The organism is Streptomyces sp. A1136 (genome assembly GCF_004795055.1).
GTDB lineage: Bacteria > Actinomycetota > Actinomycetes > Streptomycetales > Streptomycetaceae > Streptomyces.
Genome location: NZ_SSBJ01000001.1, coordinates 152,243 through 172,300, shown reverse-complemented (window position 1 = coordinate 172,300; position 20,058 = coordinate 152,243). Strand labels below are relative to the sequence as shown.

Here is a 20,058-nt window from a genome sequence, read left to right as displayed (position 1 = left end):
TGGTCCGGCGGTGTGCTGTTCGCGCAAAGGCTACCGGCCGATCGGAGGTGATCGTCTCGTGACCACAGGCTGATACGAGACCGGTACCGAGCGCTCGGAAACTGTCCTCGTTTTTCATCCCTTGGTCTTCAGCACGGCTTCCATGACCGCCTTGGCCACGGGCGCGGCCAGACCGCCACCGGTGATGTCCTCGCGGCTGGCGTCGCTGTCTTCGACGACGACGGCGACCGCGACGGGGGAGGAACCGTTGGGAAGCTTGGCGTAGGAGATGAACCAGGCGTAGGGGCGCTTGGCGTTCTTCTCGCCGTGCTGGGCGGTACCCGTCTTGCCGCCGACGGTCACGCCCTTGATCTTGGCCGGGGTGCCGGTGCCGTTCTCGACGACGTTGACCATCATCTGCTGGACCTTCTGCGCGGTCGCGGCGGAGACGGGCCGGCTCATCTCCTGCGGCTCGTGCTTCTCGATCACGTCCAGGTTGGGCGCGGTCAGCTGGTCGACCATGTAGGGCTTCATCAGCTTGCCGTCGTTGGCGATGGCCGCGGTGACCATGGCCATCTGCAGCGGGGTCGCCGCCGTGTTGAACTGGCCGATGGAGCTCTGCGCGTTGCCGTCCCGGCCCATGGTCTTGTCGTAGACGCTGGCGAAGGCGCGGACCGGGGTGTCGATGGTGTTGTTGAACCCGAACTTCTGGGCCATGTCGACCATCTTGTCGCGGCCGACCTTGTCGCCCATGTTCGCGAAGACCGAGTTGCAGGAGACCCGCAGCGCGTTGTTCAGGCTCGACTTCTCGCAGCCGCTGGCGTGGTTGACCATCGGGGTCTTCGTGCCCGGCAGGATGTACGGCTCGGGGGTGTCCGTGGGGGCGTCGATGTCCGTGACGACGCCGTTCTCCAGCGCGGCGGAGGCCGTGACGACCTTGAAGGTGGAGCCCGGCGGGTAGGTCTCGCGCAGGGCGCGGTTGACGAGGTTCTTGTCCTCGCTGTTGTTGAGGTCGCGCCAGGCCTTGCCGTCGTCCTTGGAGAAGCCGGCGAAGCTGGACGGGTCGTAGGACGGCGTGCTGACCAGGGCGAGGATGGCGCCGGTGCTCGGGTCGATCGCCGCCACGGCGCCCTTCTTGGTGCCGAGCTGCTGGTAGGCGGCCTTCTGGGCGGCGGCGTTCAGGGTGGTGACGACGTTGCCGCCCTGCTTCTTCTCGCCGGTGAACATGCCGATGGTGCGGTCGAAGAAGAGCCGGTCGTCGTTGCCGGTGAGGATGCCGTCGTCGATGTTCTCCAACTGCGTCGAGCCGAAGGCCTGCGAGGCGTAGCCGGTCACGGGCGCCCACAGGGGGCCGTCGAGGTAGGTCCGCTTGAACTTGAAGTCGCTGCCGTCGGTGATCTTGGAGCCGGTGATGGGCTGGCCCTCGACGATGATGTTGCCGCGCTCGGTGGCGTACTGGGCGATCTGGACCCGGCGGTTTTCCTTGCGGGTGCTGAGTTCCTCGGCCTGCACGTACTGCAGCCAGTTCGTACGGATCAGCAGCGCGAGGACGAGCAGCCCGCAGAACAGCGAGATGCGGCGCAGGGGCTTGTTCATGACGGGCGGACCACCTGGGTCATCTCGGAGTCGGGGGACGGGGCGGGAGCCGGGGCCGGCCGGCGTGCGGTGTCGCTGATCCGGATCAGGATGGCGATGAGCACCCAGTTCGCGAGGACGGAGGAACCGCCGGACGCGAGGAAGGGCATGGTCATGCCGGTGAGCGGGATGAGGCCCATGACTCCGCCGGCGACGACGAAGATCTGCAGGGAGAACGCGCCGGACAGGCCGATGGCGAAGAGCTTGCCGAACGGGTCGCGGGCGGCGAGGGCGGTACGGACACCGCGCTCGATGATCAGACCGTAGAGCAGGAGGAAGGCCATGACGCCGGAGAGGCCGAGCTCCTCGCCGACGGTGGAGAAGATGAAGTCGGAGTTGGCGGCGAAGCCGATCAGGTCCGAGTTGCCCTGTCCCCAGCCGGTGCCGAGCACGCCGCCGGAACCGAAGCTCATGATCGACTGGCCGACCTGCTCGCAGGCACCGGACTTGCTGTAGCAGGCGAACGGGTCGAGCCACGCGGTGACGCGGACCTTGACGTGGCTGGCCGTGGTGCCCACGACGACGGCGCCGCCTACCGACATGAGCAGGCCGATCACGATCCAGCTGGTGCGCTCGGTGGCCACGTACAGCATGATCACGAACATGCCGAAGAAGAGCAGCGAGGTGCCCAGGTCGTTCTCGAAGACGAGGACGAGCAGGCTCATCGCCCAGATCATCAGGATCGGGCCGAGGTCACGGCCGCGCGGCAGGTAGAGGCCCATGAAGCGGCGGCTGGCCAGGGCCAGGGCGTCGCGCTTAACCATCAGGTAGCCGGCGAAGAAGATCGCGATCACGATCTTGGCGAACTCGCCGGGCTGGATGGAGAAGCCGCCGACGCTGATCCAGATCTTGGCGCCGAAGACGTCGGCGCCCAGGCCCGGGATGACGGGCAGGATCAACAGGATCAGCGAGGCGGCCATCGAGATGTAGGTGAACCGCTGGAGCACGCGGTGGTCCTTCAGGACCAGCAGCACGGCCGCGAAGAGGGCCAGGGCGAGCGCCGTGTACATCATCTGCCGCGGGGCGGACTCGGTGAAGGTGCCGAACTGGCGCTTGGCGAGGTTCTGCAGCCGCTCGGATTGGTCGAGGCGGTAGATGATCACGAGCCCGAGCCCGTTGAGCAGCGTGGCGATCGGCAGGAGCAACGGGTCGGCGTACTTGGCGTAGCGGCGTACGACGAGGTGCGCGAGACCGGCGAGCACGCCGAGACCGAGCCCGTAGGTGAGCATGCCCGGGGGCAGCTTGCCGTGTATCGACAGGCCCACGTTGGCGTAGGCGAAGATCGGGATGACCACGGCGAAGCCGAGCAGCAGGAGCTCGGTGTTCCGCCGGCTCGGCAGCTCGATCGCGCCGATGGTGGTCGTGTTGGTGACAACGCTCATGGTGTGGCAGGCCCCCTGTGCCCGCGTGTGGCTACGGCTTTTCGCACTGGGCGGCCAGCTGCTGCTCCGCGGGAGTCAGGCTGGGGCCGGGTGTCGGGCTGTTCTGCGCCTCGGCGGCGCGGCGGGCTTCGTCCTTCTTGCAGGCGGACACCTGGGCGCCGAGCTCGTCGATCTTCTTGCGGGCACCGTCGAGGCTGCCTTCGCCGATCGTGGCCTCGACCTGCTTGCGCTTGAAGGACGGCAGGTACTTCAGTTCGATGTCGGGGTGGTCCGTCTCCACCTGCGAGAGGTGGATCCAGGCGAGGTTCTGGCTGATGCCGCGGTACAGGGCGACGTGCTCGTCCTTGACCCCGACGTAGAACTGGGTCTGGGTCCAGCGGTGCCCGGCGTACACGCCTCCGCCGATCACGCCCGCGACGAGGAGCAGGATCAGGGTCCGGGTGGTCCACTTGCGCCCTTTGCCGCGGCGCCTGCGGGGCTTGTCGTACGCGTCGTCGTAGCCGGACTCGGTGTCGTACGCGCTGCTGTCGGCGTCGCCGAAGCCGCCGTACCCGCCGCCGTGGCCCTGGTCGGGGTATCCGTAACCGGGGTGGTCACCGCTGCCGGGAGGGCCGAAGGCCCCCGCGGGCGGGGCGGGGGGGCGGCCGAGCCCGGAGGCGCGGCCGGCCGGGGTCTGCATGGCGTTGCCGTCGAAGAGCTGGTGCTGGTTCTCGGCGACCGCGCCGACGACGACCGGGGTGTCGTTCAGCTGGGCGGCGAGGGTGTCGCCGCTGTCGGTGTCGAGGACATCGGCCACGATGCAGGTGATGTTGTCGGGACCGCCGCCGCGCAGGGCGAGTTGGATCAGCGACTGCACGGTCTCGTGCGGACCGTGGTAGTCGGCGAGGGTCTCCTCCAGGGTCTGGTGGGAGACGACGCCGGAGAGCCCGTCGGAACAGATGAGGTAGCGGTCACCAGGGCGGACCTCGCGGATGGAGAGGTCCGGTTCGACGATGTCGCCGCTGCCGAGTGCCCGCATGAGCAGCGAGCGCTGCGGGTGGGTGGTGGCTTCCTCTTCCGTGATGCGGCCCTCGTCGACGAGGCGCTGCACCCAGGTGTGGTCCTGGGTGATCTGGGTGAGGACGCCGTCGCGCAGCAGGTAGGCGCGGGAGTCGCCGACGTGGACGAGGCCGAGGCGCTGGCCGGTCCACAGGAGGGCGGTCAGGGTGGTGCCCATGCCCTCCAGTTGGGGGTCCTCCTCGACCATGACGCGCAGCTGGTCGTTGGCGCGCTGCACGGCGACGCTGAGGGCGGTGAGGATGTCGGAGCCCGGGACGTCGTCGTCGAGCTGCACGAGGGTGGAGATCACCTCGGAGCTGGCGACTTCGCCGGCGGCCTGACCGCCCATGCCGTCGGCGATCGCGAGCAGGCGGGGGCCGGCGTAACCGGAGTCCTCGTTGCCCTCGCGGATCATGCCCTTGTGCGATCCGGCGGCGAACCGCAGGGACAGACTCATGCGCACCTGCCCTGTCGACGCTGCCTCCGGGTACAACCGGTCTCGAGCCACACTGCCCACCCTCCGGTCGGGAGCGCGCTCGGGTCCGTGTCCCCGATGGGACGGACCGCCGCGGCTCGCTCGCTCCGCTCGCTCATTCTCGTACTACTTCCGCAGCTCGATGACGGTCTTGCCGATGCGGATCGGGGCGCCCGGCGGGATGGGCGTCGGGGTGGTCAGCCGGGTCCGGTCGAGATAGGTGCCGTTGGTGGACCCGAGATCCTCGACGATCCACTGGCCGTCGGTGTCGGGGTAGATCCTGGCATGACGGCTGGACGCGTAGTCGTCGTCCAGCACGATCGTGGAGTCGTGGGCGCGGCCCAGGGTGATCGTCTGCCCCGAGAGGGCGACCGTGGTTCCCGTGAGGGTGCCCTCGGACACGACGAGTTTGGTGGGCGCCCCTCGGCGCTGCCGCTGCTGCGGGGGCGCGGTCGGGCGCCCCGTCTGCTGCGGCGCACCGCCTGCGCCGCCGCCGCGGCGGGAGCCGCGTTGCGTGACTCTCGTTCCGAAGAGGTCGCTGCGGATGACCTGAACGGCCACGATGACGAACAGCCACAGAACGGCCAGGAAACCCAACCGCATGACCGTCAGGGTCAGCTCTGACATTGCCCCCGCTTCACCCTTCGGCTTGCCGGTAAATGATGGTGGTACTGCCCACGACGATCCGCGAGCCGTCGCGGAGCGTAGCGCGGGTGGTGTGCTGCCCGTCCACCACGATGCCGTTGGTGGACCCGAGATCCTGGATCGTCGGGGGCGTTCCGGTCCGGATCTCACAGTGCCGGCGCGATACGCCGGGGTCGTCGATCCGCACATCGGCCTCGGTGCTTCGGCCGAGTACGAGCGTGGGGCGCGAGATCTGGTGGCGGGTGCCGTTGATCTCGATCCAGCGGCGCGTGGTGCCCGGCGCGCCCGCTCCCGGGCCGGCGCCGGGGCCGCCCCTGCGGGCGGCGGGGCCGCCGGGCGGCGGGGCGCTGGGCATGGGCGGGGCGGCGACCGGGGGGTACCCGTATCCGCCCTGCTGCGGGCTCTGGGGAGCCTGTCCCGGTCCCTGTCCCTGGGCGGCACCCGGCTGGGAGGTGCTGGAGGCGAGGGTCCGACTGCGGACGCGGTAGAGACCGGTGTCCAGGTCGTCGGCCTTCTCCAGGTGCACCTTGATGGGGCCCATGAAGCTGTAGCGCTGTTGCTTGGCGTAGTCGCGGACGAGGCCCGCGAGCTCGTCGCCGAGTTGGCCGGAGTAGGGGCTCAGACGGTCGTAGTCGCCCGTGCTGAGTTCCACGATGAAGTCGTTGGGAACGACGGTCCGCTCGCGGTTCCAGATGGTGGCGTTGTTGTCGCACTCGCGCTGGAGGGCACCGGCGATTTCCACCGGCTGTACTTCCGACTTGAAGACCTTGGCGAAGGTGCCGTTCACCAGACCTTCGAGTCGCTGCTCGAACCGCTTCAGAACTCCCATGGGGCACCTCCTCCGTCGTTGTCGCCCTGTACTGCTTACTGATCGTATCCACGCGTGGCGGATTCGGGTGGTTCCCCTCCACTCCCTTGCCCAGGAGTGTTGGTCCTCACAAGGATCGTAGGGGCGCTTCATGGACAGTGTCCCGCACCGGGAGCGGAGTGCGGGAGGGGACCGTCGTGGCGGTCGTGGCGGGCGGTGGGAAAGCGATGTGATTCCACCCCGTCCGACGTGCTAATGTTTCGACGTCGCCAGGGGAACGGCCCGAAAGGGAAGAGCCACTGGGGAGCTGCTCGGGCGAGTGGCGGAACGGCAGACGCGCTGGCTTCAGGTGCCAGTGTCCTTCGGGACGTGGGGGTTCAAATCCCCCCTCGCCCACTGAGGACGCCGATGAAACGGTGTTCTTGGGAACGACGAAACGGTCGTCATCGCGAAAGCGATGGCGGCCGTTTCGCTTGTCCCCGCGTGTGTTGTGGCCGCGGGGGTGTGCGCGCGACGTTTCGTTGAGGACGCGTCAGGCGCGGGGCGCCGGTGACGTACGTCATGGAGGGGCCGTGGGTTTTCCACGTGAGTCGGTGACATCCGTACCCCCGGCCCCGGCGGCGCCCCGGGCAGGCTGGACGCATGAGCGCGGACTGCGGGGGGACAGCGGGAAGATCGGCCGTGAAGTGGGCGGCGAGCCTGCTGAGGGATCTGGCGGGTTGGCTGCGGCGCGAGCCGGTGTCGGTGCCCGAGGGGGGTCGGGCGATCTCCCATTCCGCGGACGCCCGCCTGGCGATCTGGGCGGTCACCGCGGCGGACCTCGTCGTCGAAGCCGTCGTCGACGCGGTGGTACCGGCGACCCTGCGGGTGTTCCACCTGCTGTGGGTCGGGTGCGCGCTCGTGCTCTGCGCCGGCGTGTGCGCGATGACGGCCCGTACTCCACACCTTCTGGACGGGCGGGTGTTGCGGCTGCGGACCGGGCCCTTTCGGGAGCTGACCCTCCCGATGTCGCACGTGATGAGCGTGCGGGCGGAACACGGGCTCACGGTCGGACACGGACTGCGGCGGTCGCCCGACGACGCCGAGGCCGTGGCGTGCTCCGTCGGCAGCGCCACCACCGTCCTCCTCGTCCTGGCGGCGCCGGTGGAGGTGCGCGTGCGGCGGGGTGCGCCCGTCTTGGCCCGGCGGGTCCGGTTCAGCGCCGACCGGCCGGCGGAGGCCGCGCGTCTGATCCGGGAGGCGGCGGGCGGCGGGCCGGTCCGGGCACCCCCGACTTTCGTCGTGCGGTGCGCGACGAAAGAGGACAGTCACCGGAGGGCACGGGTGTCTAGGGTCGGGCGCGTGGATGTGACGGCGAGAACGCGGGCGGGCTGGGACTGGTTGAGGGGACCCGAGCGGTGGACCCGGCGCGCCCTGGCGGTGGACCTGGCACTCGTGGGGGTGCTCGTCGTGCTCGGCCTCGGGGTCGAGGAACTCGACCACGGCTCCCTGCGGCGGATGCTGACCAGCGCGGCCGCCGTGGCGCTGCTGGTGCTGCTGCGACGACGCCTGCCGGTGGCCACCCTGGTCGTGGCGGCGGCCGTGTCCCCGTTCCTGCCGGGGACTCTGTTGGTGACGAGCCTGCTGGGCTGGTCGGCGGGGCGGCGGATCGTCGGGGTGGGTCGGGCGCTGGGCGCCTTCGCGGTTGCCTTCGTCGCCGAGGTCGGCCTCAGCGTGGTGCAACAGAGCTACATGCGGCCGTTGCTGGTGATCGTCTTCTCGGCGCTGATGTTCCTGGCGACCACGGTGATGCCCGGCCTGGCCAGCCGCTACTGGTCCCAGCGCCGCACCCTGCTGCGCGCCCTCCAGGAACGCAACGGCCAACTCCTGCGGGAAAGGGCGATGGTCGCCGGGCAGGCGCGGCTGCGGGAACGCCAGCGCATCGCCCAGGACATGCACGACAGCCTGGGTCACCAACTGGCTTTGATCTCGGTGCACACGGGCGCGCTCGAAGTGGATCCGAAACTCACCGACCACCAGCGCGAGGCGGTGGGGGTGCTGCGACAGGCGTCGGTCGCGGCGATGCACGAGCTGCGCGAGGTCGTCGGCATCCTCCGGGACGGGGTCGAGGCGCCCGCCCCGGTCGAGGAGGCGGCGCAGCCCGCGGCGCGCGGGGTGGCGGGCATCGCCGGGATCGTGGAGGCGGCCCGGGGCGCCGGTACCGACGTACGGCTGACCACCTCGGGGCAGCCGCGGCCGTTGGCGGCGGCCTGCGACCACGCGGCCTACCGGATCGTGCAGGAGGCGCTGACGAACGCCTACAAGCACGCGCCGGGCGCGCGGATCACGGTGGAGCTGCGGTACGAGGACGACTCGCTGGTGGTGGAGATCGCCAACGGCCCGGCGGCCGCACCGGGCGACGCCGAGGTGGTGTCGGGCGGACAGGGGCTGACGGGGCTGCGGGAGCGGGCCCGGCTGGTCGGCGGGATGGTCTACGCGGGCGCGGCCGACGGCGGGGGCTTCCGGGTGGCCGGGGTGCTGCCGTACGGGGCGGAGCCGGCGGGGGCCGAGGAGCCGGCCGACGACTTCGGCCAGCGGGCGCGGCCGGCCGCGTCGAAGGACGCGCCGCCGATGGACTGGGCGGCGGTGGACCGCGAGCTGGAAGTGCGCGGCCGCAGTCGTACCGGGGGTGTCGCCCTCGGGTGTGGCATCGCCTTCGCGGCGGTGGTCTTGCTGGTGATCGCCGTCGGGGCCGGGGTGGCGCTGGTGGTGAGTTCGGCGATGGACGCGATGATCAGCCGTGCCGACTTCGACGCGGTCCGGGTGGGCGAGCCGGAGCGGGCGGTCCGGGACCGGTTGCCGGACGGGGAGAACTTCATGACCTCGGGCATGGAGGGGAAGGGACCGGCGCGTCCGGAGGGCAGCCACTGCCTGGTGCTGCTGTCCGAGGAGGATTCGCAGTTGACCACCGATACCGCTTTCCGGTTCTGCTTCAAGGACGGCAAGCTCGTCGACAAGCAGGCGTACGAGGTCGAACAGTAGGAGCGCGGGTGCCGCCAAGAGTGATCAGAGTGGTGATCGCCGACGATGAGCCGTTGATCCGGGCCGGGATCAGGATGATCCTCACCTCGGCGCCGGACATCGAGGTCGTCGCGGAGGCGGCGAACGGCCGGGAGGCCGTGGAGCTGGCCCGCGCGCACGTCCCGGACGTGCTGCTGTTGGACATCCAGATGCCCGTGACGGACGGGCTGACGGCCCTCGGCGAGCTGGGCCGCGCGGCTCCCGACGTGCGGGCGCTGATCCTCACCACCTTCGGTGAGAAGGAGAACGTCCTGCGGGCCCTGAGCCGGGGCGGTGCGGGGTTCCTGCTCAAGGACTCGGCACCGGGTGAGCTGATCGGCGCCGTACGGGCGGCCGCGGCCGGGGACGCGTACCTCTCGCCCGGAGCGGCCCGGCACGTGGTCGACCAGTTGGTCTCGGGGCGGGCGGCCGGACGGGCCGAGGAGGCCCGGCGCCGGATCGCGGAGCTGGGTGAACGCGAACGCGGGGTGTTGGCCCTGTTGGGCGAGGGACTGTCCAACGCGGACGCCGGCCGACGGCTGCACATGAGCGAGGCGACGGTGAAGACCTACGTGAGCCGCATCCTGGCCAAGCTGGACTGCGAGAACCGGGTCCAGGCCGCCCTGCTGGCCAGGGACGCCGGGCTGTAGATACGGTCAGCCCGAATCATTGATGTTGGCCGGTAAGTACGGCGGTTACGGGTGGGGGGCGGCACGCATGGTGGCGGTACCGGCGGAGCGGGCAGTGGAAGCGGAACCGGCGACGGGAGCCGGGCGGATACCGCGCGTCGCCGGGTTCGCGCCGCGGGTGGTGGCGGGCTCGGCCAAGGAGACGGGCAAGGCGCTGCGGGCACGCGTGCCGCGCTCGGCCCACGCGCGGTTCGAGGCCCCCGCCGGACGGCCGGACGCCGTACGCGCGGTCGAGGAGTCCAATGTGGGGCGGGTCGCGGAACTCACCCCGATCCGCGTGGGTCGGATGGCCGCGAACCCCTTCGCGTTCCTGCGGGGCGCGGCCGGCCTGATGGCCCACGACCTGTCCGGCGGTCCGGTGACCGGCGTCGGCGCACAGATCTGCGGTGACGCCCACGCGGCCAACTTCGGCCTCTACGGGGACGCGCGCGGCCGGCTCGTCATCGACCTGAACGACTTCGACGAGACGGTGTTCGGTCCGTGGGAGTGGGACGTGAAGCGGCTGGCGACCTCGCTGGTCTTGGCCGGCCGTGTGGCCGGGGCCGACGAGGACACCTGCCGGGCGGCCGCCTTGGACGCGGTGGGTGCCTACCGGCGGACCATGCGGCTGTTGGCGAAGCTGCCGGCGCTCGACGCGTGGAACGCCATCGCGGACGAGGAACTGGTCTCGCACACCGATGCCCGGGACCTGCTGGGCACGCTGGAACGGGTCTCGGAGAAGGCCCGCAACAACACCTCGGCCCGGTTCGCGGCCAAGTCGACGGAGGCCGGTCCCGACGGGTTCCGGCGCTTCGTGGACGCGCTCCCGGTCCTGCGTCGGGTCGGCGACGACGAAGCGACCGCCGTGGCGGCCTCGCTCGGCCCGTACCTGAACACCTTGCAGGGCGACCGGCTGCCGCTGCTGGCTCGTTATGCCATCCACGACGTGGCGTTCCGCGTGGTCGGCACCGGCAGCGTGGGCACCCGCTCGTACGTCGTGCTGCTGCTGGACCACCGCGGGGAGCCGCTGGTGCTCCAGGTGAAGGAGGCGCGGCCCTCCGTGCTGCTGCCGCACCTGCCCGCGTTGGGCTTCCACGCGCCGGAGGAGGAGCACGAGGGGCGCCGGGTGGTTGCCGGGCAGCAGCGGATGCAGGTGGTCTCGGACATCCTGCTGGGTTGGACCACCGTGGAGGGGCGGCCGTACCAGGTCCGCCAGTTCCGCAACCGCAAGGGAAGCGTGGACCCGGCGGCGCTCGCGCCCGAGCAGATCGACGACTACGGACGGATGACGGGCGCCCTGCTGGCCCGGGCACACGCGCACAGTGCCGATCCGCGGGTGCTCGCGGGGTACTGCGGCAAGAACGAGGAGTTGGACGAGGCGATGGCGACCTTCGCGGTGGCCTACGCGGACCGGAGCGAGGCCGACCATGCCTATTTGGTGGCGGCGGTCCGGTCGGGCCGGGTCGCGGCCGAGTTCGGCGTCTGAGCGGCCGGCCCCTCCGGGCGGGGGGACGGGCCGGGCCCCGCTGGATGTTTCACGTGAAACCCCCGGTGGATGTTTCACGTGAAACACGAAACTCCCACCGGGGCGGACGGGCCGTAGGCTGGCCGGGTGAGCGAGCACACGGAGCAGACAGTCCCCCCAGAGCCCGCCGACTCCGGCGACGAGCGGCCCGAGGCCCGGCTCGACCGGGCGGTGCGGGCCGCCGAGCAGGCGCTGATCGAGTTCGAGATCGCGGTGGAGACCTTCCGGGTGGAGGTGGAGAACTTCTCCCGACTGCACCACCAGAAGCTGGGCCCGATGTATTCGCGGCTCGACGAGCTGGACGCGCTGATCGCGGAGGCGAAGGCCGCGCGTAGTGGTGATCCCGAGGACCTGCGGCGGGCCCGCGACGCGCGGTCCCTGGTGATGCCGATGCCCGGGGTCGACGAGCTGTTCCACGACTGGATGGGCTCGGACGGGATCTCCGACGACGCCTCCGCGATGCTCACCGACCGCACGGTGCGCCCGCCGGAGCGGGTGCGTCCGACGGAAGAGGTGCGTCGGCTCTACCGCGAGCTGGTCCGCAAGGCGCATCCGGATCTCGCCCAGGACGAGGCCGAGCGGGTACGGCGGGACGCGTTCATCGCGCGGGTGAACGCCGCGTATGGACGGGGCGAGGAAGCCGTGCTCCGTGAGCTGGCCGAGGAATGGGCGGCGGGTCCCGCGCCGGAGGCGGCGCGGCCGAGCGAGAGCGAGGAGCTGTACGCGCGGCTGGAGTGGCTCGCGCGGCGCAAGGAGCTCCTGGCGGCATTGGCGCGCGAGCTGGAGGAGGGGGCGATCGGGTCGATGCTGCGGATGGCCCCGGAGGACCCGGACCGGCTGCTGGACGAGATCGCCGAGCAGCTGCTGGCCGACGTCTCCCAGCGTGAGGCGGAGCTGGCGGGTCTGACCGCCGAGCAGTGAGGCGCGGGGCCTGAGGCCCGGGGCGTCCGGCGCTGGACGTCCGGCGCTGGACGTCCGGCGTGGGCGTCCGGCGTCGATCGCCCGGCTCGGGGCGCCCGGCGTGGACGGGGCGGGCGCGGATGAGGGCCGGTGGGTGCCTCGGATTTCCCGGGACCCGGGCCGGTATAGGTTGGCTTTCAGGTCTGTGACCAGAGATCTGTGACGAGAGAAGGCGACGTATGAACTTCGGACCGCTTCCCTCGGTGGGTGCCGCCGAGGTGCCCTCCGAAGGCTTTGTCCTGGACGTCCGCGAGGACGACGAATGGGCGGCCGGGCATGTCGAGGGCGCGCTGCACATCCCGATGAGTGACTTCGTGGCCCGCTTCGGCGAGCTCACCGAAGCCATCGAGGACGGCGGCCGGGTCCATGTGATGTGCCGGGTGGGCGGGCGTTCCGCGCAGGTCACCCAGTACCTCGTCCGTCAGGGCATCGACGCCGTGAACATCGACGGCGGCATGCAGGCCTGGGACGGCGCCCGGCGCCCGATGGTCAGCGAGAGCGGCAACCCGCCCTTCGTCCTCTAGGCCTCGGTGCCGTGGGTCGGACCGGTACCGGTACCCGTCCGACCCACGGGTCAGCCGAGGGAGTGGGCGGCCAGCAGGTCGCCGAGTGCCTCCTCGTGCGCGGCGGCCGGTCCCAACTGGAGTTCCAGTTGCTTGGCCCAGGCGTGATAGCGGTGCAGGGGGTAGTCGGTGTCGGCGCCGAAGCCGCCGTGCAGGTGCTGGGCGGTCTGAACGACGCGGCGTACGCCCTCGGCCGCCCAGATCTTGGCCACGGCGACATCGCCGGCCGGCGGCAGCGGGCCCCCCGCGCCCGCCGCCGCGCTCTCCAACCTCCAGGCCGCCTGCCAGAGGGTGACCTCCATGGCCCGCAGGTCGATGTATCGGTCCGCGGCCTGTACGGCGACGGCCTGGAACGTGGCGATGGGGAAGCCGAACTGCTCGCGTTTCCCGGTGTACTGGCTGGTCATGCCCAGCACGGCCTCGCCGAGACCGAGCGCGAGGGCGCACGTGCCCGTCGCCAGCAACCGGTGGAGCCGGTCCCATGCCTCGGGGTCCTCGATGACGTGCGTGCCGGGCACCCCCACCCCGTCCAGGGTGAGGTGGGCGAGCCGCTCCCCACTGGTCGAATACTGGTCCGCGAGGGTCAGGCCCTCTGTGACCCGGGGAACCAGCGCGAGGACCGCCGCTCCCTCCCCGGTGTGGGCGGGTACGGCGATCCAGTCGGCGCTCTGCGCCCAGGGGACCGCGGTCTGCACCCCGGTCAGGATCCAATGCGAGCCGTCCCGGCGGGCGGTGACGGCGAGCTCGGCCGGATCGTGGCCGGTGCGGCCGTGCGCGGCGGCCGTCAACACGAGGGTCCCGCTGCCGGCTCCGGGAAGCAGGTCGGCGGCCAGTTCCCGACCGCCGTGGGCCTGGACCGCCATGGCGGTGGCACAGTGCTCCAGCAGCGGTACCCGGGCCAGCACCTTCGCCGCCTCGCGCAGGACGAGGCAGAGTGCGATCGCGTCGAGCCCGGCCCCACCGTGCTCCTCCGCGAGGACCAGGCTCAGCAGGTCGGACGCGGCGAGCCGGGCCCACAGCGGCCGGTCGAAGTCGTCGGCCACAGCTCCCGGGGTGAGCGCCGGGCTCGGAACGCCGTCGGGCGAGACACCCGCGAACACGGCCCTGGCCGCTTCGACGGCGGCCTGTTGCTCCTCGGTGAAGGTGAAGTCCACTGCCAGTCCTCCCGGGTGTCCACCGGACCGTGTCGGGTCAGAGCCGCGCTGGAATCTGACGGAGCGTCAAGATAGAGCACCGTGTGAGAAAAGCACAGCCTCCGAAGAGCGCGACCCGTGGACCGGGAGGACCGGGAGGACCGGCCGGTCAGCGGTCGAAGTCGATCTCGACTTCCTCCGTCACCGCGTGGGACTGACAGGCCAGCACGAAGCCGGCCTCCGTCTCCTCCGCCTCCAGCGCGAAGTTGCGGTCCATCCGCACCTCGCCGGACACCAGGAACGCCCGGCAGGTCCCGCAGACCCCGCCCTTGCAGGCGTAGGGGGCGTCCGCGCGGTTGCGCAGCACGGCATCCAGCAGGGACTCCCCCTCCTGGACCGGCCACGTGCCCGAACGGCCGTCGAGACGGGCGGTGACCCGGCCCCGCGAGGCGGCGGCCGAGGGAGCCCGGCCTCCGGTCTGCGGTGCGGTGTCCTGCGGTGCGGTGTCCTCGACGTGGAAGATCTCCTCGTGCACCCGGGTCCGGACGACGCCCAGGGCGTGCAGCGCCCGCTCCGCGCCCTGCACCAGCCCGTAGGGACCGCAGAGGAACCACCCCGTCACCTCCGCGACGGGCAGCAGCGCCGGGAGCAGGGCGGTCAGCCGTTGCTCGTCCAGCCGTCCGGAGGGCAGTCCGGCCTCCTGCTCCTCCCGGGAGAGAACGGTGACGAGCTGGAACCGGTCGGGGTATCGGTCCTTGAGGTCGGCCACCTCCTCCAGGAACATCGTCGAGGCAGCCGTACGGTCGCTGCGCACCAGGCAGAAACGGGCGTCCGGGCGGGCCGCCAGCAGGGAGGCGGCGATCGACAGCACCGGGGTGATCCCGCTGCCGCCGACGACGGCCGCGTAGTGCGCGGCGGCGGGCGCCGCGGCCGGGTCCAGCACGAACCGTCCGGCCGGGACCATCACGTCCAGGACGTCCCCGGCGGCGATCTCCTTGTGCGCGAAGGTGGAGAACTCGCCGCCCTCCACCAGCCGCACGCCGACCCGCAGCACGGACGGACCGGCCTCACCCGGGGCCGGGGAGCAGATCGAGTAGGTACGGCGGACCTCGGCACCCTCGGGAGCGGCGCGGCGCAGCGTCAGGTGCTGCCCCGGCGCGTGCCGGTACTCGGCCCGCAGTTCCTGCGGGACCCGCAGGGTCAGGGCCACCGAGTCGTCGGTGAGCCGGTCGACCGCCGCCACCGTGAGGGCGTGGAAAGCGCCGTGGCGCGCGGGACGCGGCGACCCGGACGTGGGCGACGGCGGCGGCACGGCCATTTACAGCTCCTTGAAGTGGTCGAACGGTTCACGGCAGGCGACGCAGCGGCGCAGTGCCTTGCACGCGGTGGAGGAGAACCGGCTGAGCAGTTCCGTGTCGGTCGATCCGCAGTGCGGGCAGCGGACCGACAGCGTGAGCGGGACGGGGCCGCCCGCGGCGTGCGGGCGGGGCGGGGCGATCCCGAATTCGGCGAGCTTGCGCCGGCCCTCGGCGCTGATGTCGTCGGTCGACCAGGCCGGGGCCAGCACGGTGGTCACCCGCACCTCGGGGATGCCGTGCCCGGTAAGGACCCGCTCGATGTCGGCGGACATGGCCTCGATGGCCGGGCAGCCGGTGTACGTGGGCGTGAGGAGGACCTCGACGTGGCCGTCCTCATGCATGCGCACCCCGCGCATGACGCCGAGCTCGGTGAGGGTGAGGACGGGCAGCTCGGGGTCGGGGACGGAGCCGGCCAGCTCGGCGAGCTCCGCCTCCAGGCGGGTCGTCCCGTCGCCCGCAGCCGGTCCCTTTCCCGAGCCGGGCGCCGTCTCGGTCACCATGACGCCCCCGGATGGCTGCGGTGCAGATGCTGCATCTCCGCCAGCATCCGGCCGAACGGCTCGGTGTGCAGCCCCTGCCGACCGGCTCCGGCGGCCCAGGCGCCCGTACGCGGCCCTTCGGGCAGGTCGAGGCCGGCGCGTGCCAGGACCGCTCCGAGGGCGGTCAGCCAGCGCTCTTCCAGGGCGGCCCACTCGACGCCTTCGAGTCCGTCCACCGGCTGGAACATCTCGCCGGTGTACTTCCACAGCGCGTCCAGCGCGGCTCGCATCCGGGCGTGGCTCTCCCGGGTGCCGTCGCCGAGCCGGAGCGTCCATTGTTCGGCGTGGTCGTGGTGGTAGGCGGTCTCCTTGACGGCCTTGGCCGCCAGGGGTGCGAACGGCCCGTCGCCGGCGGCCAGTTCCGTGTACAGCTCGTGTTGGTAGAGCGAGAAGTAGAGCTGTCGGGCGATGGTGTGGGCGAAGTCGCCGTTGGGCTGCTCGACCAGTTGGAGGTTGCGGAAGGAGCGTTCCTCGCGGAGGTACGCCAGTTCGTCCTCGTCGCCGGCCATGGACAGCAGGAGACGGGCCTGGCCCAGCAGGTCGAGGGCGATGTTGGCGAGGGCCACCTCCTCCTCCAGGACGGGTGCGTGGCCCGCCCATTCGCCGAGGCGGTGGGAGAGGATCAGGGCGTCGTCCCCGAGGGCCAGGGCGGCCGATCGGACGACCTCGCCGCCGGTCGCCCCGCCGGTCGCGCGGGTGGGCACGGGCGGGGTGTTCGCGTGGCTGTTCACAGGTGGCGCACCCCCTCGGGGATCTCGTAGAAGGTGGGGTGCCGGTAGGGCTTGTCGGCGGCCGGGGCGAAGAACGGGTCCCGCTCGTCCGGGGAGGAGGCGGTGATCTCGGTGGAGGGCACCACCCAGATCGAGACGCCTTCGCTCCGCCGCGTGTAGAGGTCACGGGCGTTGCGCAGCGCCATCTCCGCGTCCGGTGCGTGCAGGCTTCCCGCGTGCGTGTGCGAGAGGCCTCGCCGCGAGCGGACGAACACCTCCCACAGCGGCCAGTTCTGCGTCATGCCTGTGTCTCCTCGTCGTTCGTCGCCGACTGTCCGGCGTGCTCTGCGCTGGTTCCGTCCGCCGAGCGGCCGGCCTGGCGCCCCGCCTGCTTCGCCGCGTACGCCGCGGCCGCGTCCCGCACCCACGCGCCTTCCTCGTGGGCGGTGCGCCGCTGGTCGAGGCGCTGCTCGTTGCACGGACCGTTGCCCTTGAGCACGTTCCAGAACTCGGCCCAGTCGATCGCGCCGAAGTCGTAGTGGCCGCGCTCCTCGTTCCACTTGAGGTCCGGGTCGGGCAGGGTCAGCCCCAGCGACTCGGCCTGCGGGACGGCGATGTCCACGAAGCGCTGGCGCAGCTCGTCGTTCGAGTGGCGCTTGATCCGCCAGGCCATCGACTGTGCGGAGTGCGCCGATTCCCCGTCCGGCGGGCCGAACATCATCAGCGACGGCCACCACCAGCGGTCGACGGCGTCCTGGGCCATGGCGTGCTGGGCCTCGGTGCCCTTCGACAGGGCCAGGAGCAACTCGTACCCCTGGCGCTGGTGGAACGACTCCTCCTTGCAGATGCGGACCATGGCGCGGGCGTACGGACCGTACGAACAGCGGCAGATCGGCACCTGGTTGGTGATGGCCGCCCCGTCCACGAGCCAGCCGATCGCACCCACATCGGCCCAGGTCAAGGTGGGGTAGTTGAAGATCGAGGAGTACTTCTGCTTCCCCGCGTGGAGTTTGTCGAGCAGCTCGTCACGGCTGGTGCCGAGGGTCTCCGCGGCGCTGTACAGGTACAGGCCGTGGCCGGCCTCGTCCTGCACCTTGGCCATCAGGATGGCCTTGCGGCGCAGCGAGGGCGCACGGGTGATCCAGTTGGCCTCGGGCTGCATGCCGATGATCTCGGAGTGGGCGTGCTGGGCCATCTGGCGGACCAAGGAGGCTCGGTACTCGTCGGGCATCCAGTCGCGCGGCTCGACGCGCTCGTCCGCCGCCACGGCGGCATCGAACGCCGCGGCGAGCTGTGCGCCGAGGTCGCCCTCACCGGCCGGGGCGGAGTGCCCCTGCTGCGAGGGGCCCGTGCCCAGGCCTGCTTCCTGCCCAGATTCCGGGGTCACTGTGACCATCCCGGCCCCCTGTCAGAGTCTGCTTTCCGCCCGACCGACCGATCGTTCGGTTCATTCCCTTCAATGGTGAGACGACGGCCCGTAGGGTGTCAACCTCTGTGGGCAACCTGTGGACGCCGGACGATCGGGACGCGATGGATTCGAACGAGCGAGAGCCCGTGGAACAGGCAGCCGCGCCGCCCGTCCCGCCGCCCGCCGGCACGGCGCCGCGCGCCCCCGGAATCGCCGGTCTGTCCACGCCGTACCGGGTGATCGCCGCCTTGGCCCTCGGTGCCGTCGCCGTGGCCGCCTGCGCGCACCTGGCGTTCGTCTTCCTCCACGTCGCGCCGTCCAACACGGTCGGCAAACGTCACGCGGCGACCATCGACGGTTGGATCTACCCCGAGTTCGAACAGAACTGGAAGCTCTTCGCGCCCAACCCGCTCCAGCAGAACATCGCGGTTCAGGTGCGGGCCCAGGTGCGGACGGCCGGCGGCGAGCTGACCACCAGCGCCTGGCGAGACCTGTCCGCCGAGGACGGCGCGGCCATCCGCCACGACCCGCTGCCGAGCCACACACGACAGAACGAGCTGCGGCGGGCCTGGGACTTCTTCACCGGCTCCCACGACGACGACAACAGGCCGAACGGCGAACGCGGCGAGCTGTCGGAGGCCTACCTGCGGCGGATCGCCCTGGAACGGCTCGCGGGGTGGCAGCGCGGCGGTGACCGCGTCGTACGCGTCCAGCTGCGCTCGGCGACGACGGCGGTCGCGGCGCCGAAATGGAGCGAGGAGCGCACCGACACGCGCACGTACTACCGGGAGCTGCCGTGGTGGACGGTCTGATCCGGGCGCGGGCCACGGCCGCGCGTGGCCTGGCCAGGGTCACCGGGGAGGCACTGGGCCCGTACCAGAGCGCGGTCGTACGCATCGGCTTCGCCGGGACCTGGCTCTTCTTCCTGCTGCGCGAGTTTCCCGACCGGCACGAGCTGTACGGGCCGGACGGGCCGTGGAGCTGGGCGCTGGCGAGGCGGCTGATCGCCTCGAACCACGCGTTCACGGTGCTGATGTGGTCGCACGCCACGTGGTGGTTCGAGACCGTCTACGTCGTCTCCGTGCTGGCGAGCGCGCTGCTGATGTTGGGCTGGCGCACCCGGGCGATGTCGGTGCTGTTCATGGTCGGAGTGCTTTCGCTGCAGAACCGCAGCGTGTTCATGGGGGACGGCGGGGACAACGTCATCCACCTCATGGCGATCTACCTGGTGCTGACGCGGTGCGCGCGGGTGTGGTCGCTGGACGCGCGGCGCGAGGCCCGGGGCGGTGGCGGGGCGGGGGGACCGGTGTTGTGGGGTGTGCTGGGGGCGGTGTTCGTCTACGGGACCCTGGCCGGGCGGTTCGGCGGGCTGTGGGCGGCGGTGTTCGGGGCCCTGTGGGTGACGGCCGGGGTGTGGTGGCTGACCGGGCGGTACGCCCCCGAGGGCGAGGGACGGGCGGTCCTCGACGTCTTGGCGAACCTGCTCCACAACGCGGGGATGCTGGTGATCATGGCGGAGGTGTGCCTGATCTACGCGACGGCGGGCTGGTACAAGATCCAGGGGTCCAGGTGGCAGGACGGGACGGCGCTGTACTACCCGCTGGGGCTGGACTACTTCACCCCGTGGCCGGGGCTCTCGGCGGTGCTGGCGGGGAGCGGGACGGTGGTGATGCTGCTGACCTACGGGACGGTGGTGGTGCAGGTCGCGTTCCCGTTCACGCTGTTCAACCGGCGGATCAAGAACGTGCTGCTGGGGCTGATGATGCTGGAGCACCTCGGGATCGCGGTGGTGCTGGGGCTGCCGTTCTTCTCGTTGGCGATGATCGCGGCGGACGCGGTGTTCTTGCCGACCGGGTTCCTCGTGTGGCTGGGGGCCCGGGTGCTCGCGCGGGCACGGCGGCGTGAGACCGGGGCGGTGGTGGTGGGCGAGGCGGTCGCCGGGGCGGGTGCGGCCGGGGCTGGTGCGGTGGGGCGGTGACGCCGCGCCCCCTGCGGGCGGCCGGCGGGCGCTGTCCGCTCCCGATGCCCGGGCGTCGGCTTGGACGCCGGCTCGGCCGGGCGTCGGCGAACCCGGCCCGGGAGTGCCGGGCGCGGCCGTGATGGTGCCGGAGGGGGTCGCGGGGGGCGGGCCGGGTCGGGCAGGGCCGTAGGGTCGGCGGTATGAGTGAGCAGCGCGGTGGTGGCGACGAGGTA

Annotated in this window: 18 protein-coding genes and 1 tRNA gene; 8 read left to right on the top strand and 11 right to left on the bottom strand. The window is 71.5% G+C overall.

From position 1 onward, the window contains the following. Positions 1-114 precede the first annotated feature (114 nt). The 5 genes from E6R62_RS00815 to E6R62_RS00795 form a co-directional block, all read right to left on the bottom strand. On the bottom strand, positions 115-1,575 hold the full coding sequence (locus E6R62_RS00815) for a penicillin-binding protein 2 (RefSeq protein ID WP_136210276.1): 1,461 nt from the start codon (positions 1,573-1,575) through the stop codon (positions 115-117). Beyond that, on the bottom strand, positions 1,572-2,996 hold the full coding sequence (locus tag E6R62_RS00810; RefSeq protein WP_136210274.1) for an FtsW/RodA/SpoVE family cell cycle protein: 1,425 nt from the start codon (positions 2,994-2,996) through the stop codon (positions 1,572-1,574). The genes E6R62_RS00815 and E6R62_RS00810 overlap by 4 nt, the downstream gene beginning before the upstream one ends. 31 nt (positions 2,997-3,027) lie before the next feature. Further along, positions 3,028-4,491, bottom strand: coding sequence for a PP2C family serine/threonine-protein phosphatase (locus tag E6R62_RS00805; RefSeq protein ID WP_206308613.1), 1,464 nt, complete (start codon positions 4,489-4,491; stop codon positions 3,028-3,030). A gap of 144 nt (positions 4,492-4,635) precedes the next feature. Then, a complete protein-coding gene (locus tag E6R62_RS00800; protein ID WP_136210270.1) occupies positions 4,636-5,136 on the bottom strand; it encodes an FHA domain-containing protein in 501 nt (166 codons plus the stop codon). A 10-nt stretch (positions 5,137-5,146) separates the two neighbouring features. After that, entirely contained in the window at positions 5,147-5,983 is an 837-nt protein-coding gene (locus E6R62_RS00795) for a DUF3662 and FHA domain-containing protein (protein ID WP_136210269.1), read from the bottom strand. Between the two features lie 292 nt (positions 5,984-6,275). On the opposite strand from E6R62_RS00795, the gene E6R62_RS00790 reads away from it, so the two are divergent. The 6 genes from E6R62_RS00790 to E6R62_RS00765 all read left to right on the top strand — a co-directional run bounded on the left by E6R62_RS00790 (position 6,276) and on the right by E6R62_RS00765 (position 12,678). Beyond that, positions 6,276-6,358, top strand: a tRNA-Leu gene (locus E6R62_RS00790). 285 nt (positions 6,359-6,643) lie between these two features. Beyond that, a complete protein-coding gene (locus tag E6R62_RS00785) occupies positions 6,644-8,983 on the top strand; it encodes a sensor histidine kinase (protein WP_306432391.1) in 2,340 nt (779 codons plus the stop codon). Between the two features lie 20 nt (positions 8,984-9,003). Next, complete coding sequence (locus E6R62_RS00780; protein ID WP_136210267.1) at positions 9,004-9,651, top strand: response regulator transcription factor; 648 nt, start codon at positions 9,004-9,006, stop codon at positions 9,649-9,651. A gap of 67 nt (positions 9,652-9,718) precedes the next feature. Next, positions 9,719-11,155: a DUF2252 domain-containing protein gene (locus E6R62_RS00775; protein WP_240801411.1), complete on the top strand. Its 1,437-nt coding sequence runs from the start codon at positions 9,719-9,721 to the stop codon at positions 11,153-11,155. Positions 11,156-11,281: 126 nt separating this feature from the next. Continuing rightward, entirely contained in the window at positions 11,282-12,115 is an 834-nt protein-coding gene (locus tag E6R62_RS00770; RefSeq protein WP_136210265.1) for a J domain-containing protein, read from the top strand. Positions 12,116-12,333: 218 nt separating this feature from the next. Next, the gene (locus tag E6R62_RS00765; protein ID WP_136210263.1) at positions 12,334-12,678 is read left to right on the top strand and encodes a rhodanese-like domain-containing protein; all 345 of its coding nucleotides are present in this window, start codon (positions 12,334-12,336) and stop codon (positions 12,676-12,678) included. Between the two features lie 50 nt (positions 12,679-12,728). Here the strand turns inward: E6R62_RS00765 and E6R62_RS00760 are convergent, their stop codons facing one another. The 6 genes from E6R62_RS00760 to paaA all read right to left on the bottom strand — a co-directional run bounded on the left by E6R62_RS00760 (position 12,729) and on the right by paaA (position 17,853). Further along, positions 12,729-13,871, bottom strand: a complete 1,143-nt coding sequence (locus E6R62_RS00760; protein ID WP_136210261.1) for an acyl-CoA dehydrogenase family protein — start codon at positions 13,869-13,871, stop codon at positions 12,729-12,731. A 148-nt stretch (positions 13,872-14,019) separates the two neighbouring features. Beyond that, on the bottom strand, positions 14,020-15,168 hold the full coding sequence (locus tag E6R62_RS00755) for a 2Fe-2S iron-sulfur cluster-binding protein (protein WP_136210259.1): 1,149 nt from the start codon (positions 15,166-15,168) through the stop codon (positions 14,020-14,022). After that, positions 15,169-15,708, bottom strand: coding sequence for a 1,2-phenylacetyl-CoA epoxidase subunit PaaD (gene paaD / locus E6R62_RS00750; RefSeq protein WP_136210257.1), 540 nt, complete (start codon positions 15,706-15,708; stop codon positions 15,169-15,171). Continuing rightward, positions 15,702-16,451 (bottom strand): 1,2-phenylacetyl-CoA epoxidase subunit PaaC, encoded by a 750-nt coding sequence (gene paaC, locus E6R62_RS00745; RefSeq protein ID WP_136210647.1) that lies wholly within the window; start codon positions 16,449-16,451, stop codon positions 15,702-15,704. The genes paaD and paaC overlap by 7 nt, the downstream gene beginning before the upstream one ends. Before the next feature lie 23 nt (positions 16,452-16,474). Continuing rightward, complete coding sequence (gene paaB / locus E6R62_RS00740) at positions 16,475-16,759, bottom strand: 1,2-phenylacetyl-CoA epoxidase subunit PaaB (protein ID WP_136210255.1); 285 nt, start codon at positions 16,757-16,759, stop codon at positions 16,475-16,477. Next, complete coding sequence (paaA, locus tag E6R62_RS00735; RefSeq protein WP_240801409.1) at positions 16,756-17,853, bottom strand: 1,2-phenylacetyl-CoA epoxidase subunit PaaA; 1,098 nt, start codon at positions 17,851-17,853, stop codon at positions 16,756-16,758. The genes paaB and paaA overlap by 4 nt, the downstream gene beginning before the upstream one ends. 134 nt (positions 17,854-17,987) lie before the next feature. Between paaA and E6R62_RS00730 the strand changes: the two genes are divergently transcribed. Further along, complete coding sequence (locus tag E6R62_RS00730; protein ID WP_240801408.1) at positions 17,988-18,677, top strand: DUF5819 family protein; 690 nt, start codon at positions 17,988-17,990, stop codon at positions 18,675-18,677. Beyond that, on the top strand, positions 18,665-19,843 hold the full coding sequence (locus E6R62_RS00725) for an HTTM domain-containing protein (protein ID WP_368773864.1): 1,179 nt from the start codon (positions 18,665-18,667) through the stop codon (positions 19,841-19,843). Before E6R62_RS00730 ends, E6R62_RS00725 begins: the two co-directional genes overlap by 13 nt. Positions 19,844-20,058: the final 215 nt, after the last annotated feature.